Here is a 3,258-nt window from a genome sequence, read left to right as displayed (position 1 = left end):
GCCGACGATCGAGACCAACACGACGTCGGCGCCGGCCGCGGCTGCGGCGTCGATGAGGCGGGCGTTGCCGTCGCGGTCGACGGACGCCGGGGTCACGCCGCCGGGACCGTCGAAGCCGTGCACGGCGGAGACGACGGTGGTGACGCCGTGCAGCGCCCCGGGCAGTGTGGATGGATCGCGGACATCGCCGACAACGACCTCGGCAACGTCGCTGAGGTGCTGCGCACGGGCGGGATCGCGGGTGAGGACGCGGACGTCGTGTCCGTCCCGAGCCAGGCGGCGCACCACGAGCGTGCCGAGCCTGCCGGAGCCGCCGGCAACGAGGATCATCCCCGCACCACCTGGGCGCGCACCGCCTCGTCGACGGTGGCGGCGCCGTCGTCGACGGGCTCGAGGAAAAAGCGCGCCGCCTGGGCGACGCCATCGCCGACGGTGAAGATGACGATGCCGCGCATGCGGTGGGGAGTGCCATCGCGCCGCGTGCCGGTCATCTCCCACTCCGTCCAGGCGGTGTCGCCGTCGACTGCCGAGCGCGTGATCTCGGCATGGAGGTCCGGCACGAAGCCGAAGATCTGCTCCCAGTTGCGGCGCAGCTGGTCACGGCCGGTGAAGTTGCGCGCTGGGTGCACCGGCGTCTCGTTCCTGTAGTCGGCTGCGAAGCAGCCGACCAACGCCTCGAGGTCGTGCGCGTTGGTCGCGGCAAGCAGCCGGTCCACCATGTCCTGGGTCTGTGCAGCCATCGGTTCGCCTCTGAGTATTTCGTTCCAGTTTGCTAGAATCAATATCGTGACTATGAGCACCGCGGGGCTGGGAGTCAAGCGGCGCACGTACGACGCCAGCCGGCGACGCGAGGAAGCGACCAGGAGGCGGGCCGCCGTCATCGCCGCGGCGGAGCGGCGCTTCCTCGCCGACGGCTACGCGGCCACGACCATCGCGACGGTCGCCGCTGACGCCGGCGTGTCGGTCGACACCATCTACAAGGCGTTCGGCGGCAAGCCGGGGCTGGTGCGCGCGTTGTGGCACGCAGCGCTCGAGGGCGTCGGCCCGGTCGCAGCGGAGCGACGGTCCGATGAGCTGCAGGCTCGCGAGCGCGACCCGCGTGCGGTCATCCGCGGCTGGGGAGCGTTCACAGCGGAGATCGCGCCGCGGGCCACCCCCCTCCTGCTGCTGATCCGAGCAGCGGCCGGGACGGACCCCGAGGCGCGTGCGCTCCTCGATGAGCTGGACGGCGAGCGCCTGCGCCGCATGAGCGCCAACGCACGCCGGCTGCGTGCCGGCGGTCACCTTCGCGCCGGGGTCACGCTGGCGGCGGCAACCGACGTGCTGTGGACGTACAGCTCCGCCGAGCTCTGCGAGCTGCTGGTGCAGCGCCGGGGATGGCCGCCGGAGCGCTACGGCCGCTTCATCGCCGTCGCGATGATCGCCGCCCTTCTCTGACGACGGCGGGTCGGGCGCGATGGCAACTGCGCAGCGCCACAACCGCCCGCCCGGTGGCCTACGATCCGGGCTCGGACCGGGTTTTGGAGGAGATGGACATGTCGAAGTTTGCGGTGGTGACCAAGGTGGAGCTGCCTGAGGGCGAGACGATCGAGCACGGACGCCAGGAGTTGGAGACCAACGTCATCCCGATGCTCAAGCACGCTCCTGGTTTGGTTGCGGCGTACTTCCTGTCGCCTCCCACCGGCCGCGAGGGGCTCAGCTTCATCGTCTTCGAGACCAAGGAGCAGGCCGAGGGCGCCATTCAGATGCAGAAGATCGAGCCTCCAATCAAGCTCATCTCCAACGAGGTCCGGGAGGTCGCCGCCTCGGCCTGAGGCCGGCTACCGACTGACCAGGATGAGCGCGACCACGCCGAGCGCGTAGAGCACCACCACCGCGATCGAGTCCGGGCCGAGGCGACCGTACTGGCGCTTGGGTCGGAAGACCAGGCCGCCGATGTAGACCGTGGTGAGCAGGATGCCGAGCGCGGCGAGCAGCACGTCGCTGTTCTTCGCCTTACCCAGAACGCTCTGGCCGGCGAGCAGCGTGGCCGGGAAGAAGAGGACCGGCAGGAAGGCGTTGCCGCCGAAGATGTCGCTGACGGCCAGCTCGAAGTTCTTGGCCCGGACCGAGGCGAGGCCGGTCGACAGCTCGGGCAGGGCCGTGGCGGCGGCCAGGAAGGTGCCCCCGAAGATGACGCCGTTGATGCCGAGCCTGTCGGCGATGCGGCTGCCCGACTCCTCGAGCACCACGCCGGCGAGGAGCGTCACCAGCGCGGCGGCGCCGAGGATGGCGAACGTGATCGCGATCGAGCGCTGCGCGCCGGCGCCGCCTTTGGCCGGCTCCGACGGGGCGGCCCCCGCCGCCTGGTCCTGCCTCCTCCACGGGAGCGAACCACCGCTCCTGCGCACGAGGTAGAGGCCGCCCAGCCAGAGCATGACGATCAGCAGCGCGGAGGGGTCGATCCCGAAGTGCACCACCGACGAGGGGATCAGCGTCGCCATGATGGCCACCGCCAACAGGGAGATGACCAGCGTGCCCTCGAGCACCTGGACCAGCGAGTTGGTGGCGTTGGTCAGAGGTCGCTGCCGCACCCCGAAGCCGTCGAGCGCGACCAGGACGACGGTCTGGATGGAGATGCCGCCGAGGAGGTTGCCGGTGGCTATGTCGAAGTTGTGGTTGACCGCCGCAGTCGAGACGATGGCGATCTCAGGAAGGTTGGTGGCCACGGCGAGGATGATCAGCCCGCCCAAGGCCGAGCCCAGGCCGAAGCGGGCGTCGACCTCGCCGGTGCAGCGGGAGAGCTGGATCCCGGCGAACCAGATGGCCGTCGCGGCGGCCAGGAAGACGACGATTAGGAACGGCAGCGAGGAGAAGGACACGCAATCGCTCCGTGGTGACAGGTACCAGAATGTTCCAAACGTAACCAAATGTCAGGATCTAATGTTATAGTCTCGATGGTGCTATATCGCACCCCGCAAAGGAGGCTATAAGCCATGGGACTTGGAGTAGGGATTTTCCTGACAGCGGTCGGGGCGGTGATGGCCTTCGCCATCAGCATCGACACCACCGGCTCTGGGGTGAACCTGCACACCATCGGGCTCATCCTGCTCGTCGTGGGCATCCTCGGGATTCTCGTCTCGATGTTCTTCTGGTCTTCGTGGGGCGGGTTCGGCGGCGGCCGTCGCGGCGGCAACAGCAGCACGACCGTGGCGCCTCCCGGCAGCACGACGACGAGGGTCGAATAACCTCAGCAACACGACGCAGAAAGCGGGCCGG

At 69.1% G+C, this 3,258-nt stretch carries 6 protein-coding genes; 3 read left to right on the top strand and 3 right to left on the bottom strand.

Annotated elements, in window-relative coordinates; all coding sequences use genetic code 11:
* Together JF886_RS06640 and JF886_RS06635 are read right to left on the bottom strand one after the other, a co-directional pair.
* The coding region (locus JF886_RS06640; RefSeq protein ID WP_337310810.1) for an NAD(P)H-binding protein at positions 1 to 330 on the bottom strand (330 nt) is incomplete at its 3' end.
* Positions 327 to 740 carry a nuclear transport factor 2 family protein gene (locus JF886_RS06635; RefSeq protein WP_337310808.1) on the bottom strand — a complete coding sequence of 138 codons (414 nt, stop codon included), beginning with the start codon at positions 738 to 740 and terminating at the stop codon, positions 327 to 329. The genes JF886_RS06635 and JF886_RS06640, both read right to left, overlap by 4 nt.
* 52 nt (positions 741 to 792) lie before the next feature.
* Here JF886_RS06635 and JF886_RS06630 point away from each other — a divergent pair, with 52 nt between their 5' ends.
* Both JF886_RS06630 and JF886_RS06625 read left to right on the top strand, forming a co-directional pair.
* Complete coding sequence (locus JF886_RS06630) at positions 793 to 1,437, top strand: TetR family transcriptional regulator (protein WP_337310812.1); 645 nt, start codon at positions 793 to 795, stop codon at positions 1,435 to 1,437.
* Between the two features lie 98 nt (positions 1,438 to 1,535).
* A complete protein-coding gene (locus JF886_RS06625) occupies positions 1,536 to 1,814 on the top strand; it encodes a hypothetical protein (protein ID WP_337310806.1) in 279 nt (92 codons plus the stop codon).
* Between the two features lie 6 nt (positions 1,815 to 1,820).
* On the opposite strand, the gene JF886_RS06620 is transcribed toward JF886_RS06625, so the two are convergent.
* A complete protein-coding gene (locus JF886_RS06620; protein WP_337310804.1) occupies positions 1,821 to 2,861 on the bottom strand; it encodes a sodium:calcium antiporter in 1,041 nt (346 codons plus the stop codon).
* Positions 2,862 to 2,975: 114 nt separating this feature from the next.
* Here JF886_RS06620 and JF886_RS06615 point away from each other — a divergent pair, with 114 nt between their 5' ends.
* Positions 2,976 to 3,227 carry a DUF6458 family protein gene (locus JF886_RS06615; RefSeq protein WP_337310802.1) on the top strand — a complete coding sequence of 84 codons (252 nt, stop codon included), beginning with the start codon at positions 2,976 to 2,978 and terminating at the stop codon, positions 3,225 to 3,227.
* The last annotated feature ends 31 nt before the right edge of the window (positions 3,228 to 3,258 follow it).

The organism is Candidatus Aeolococcus gillhamiae (genome assembly GCF_016464765.1).
Taxonomy (GTDB): domain Bacteria; phylum Chloroflexota; class Dormibacteria; order Aeolococcales; family Aeolococcaceae; genus Aeolococcus; species Aeolococcus gillhamiae.
Note: the sequence above shows the minus strand (reverse complement) of the source record. Positions and strands in the feature narration are given on the sequence as shown.

Excerpts from the sequence above, each read along its gene's own strand:
- JF886_RS06635 (WP_337310808.1), bottom strand. The coding sequence starts at position 740 with ATGGCTGCACAGACCCAGGACATGGTGGACCGGCTGCTTGCCGCGACC.
- JF886_RS06630 (WP_337310812.1), top strand. The coding sequence starts at position 793 with ATGAGCACCGCGGGGCTGGGAGTCAAGCGGCGCACGTACGACGCCAGC.
- JF886_RS06625 (WP_337310806.1), top strand. The coding sequence starts at position 1,536 with ATGTCGAAGTTTGCGGTGGTGACCAAGGTGGAGCTGCCTGAGGGCGAG.
- JF886_RS06615 (WP_337310802.1), top strand. The coding sequence starts at position 2,976 with ATGGGACTTGGAGTAGGGATTTTCCTGACAGCGGTCGGGGCGGTGATG.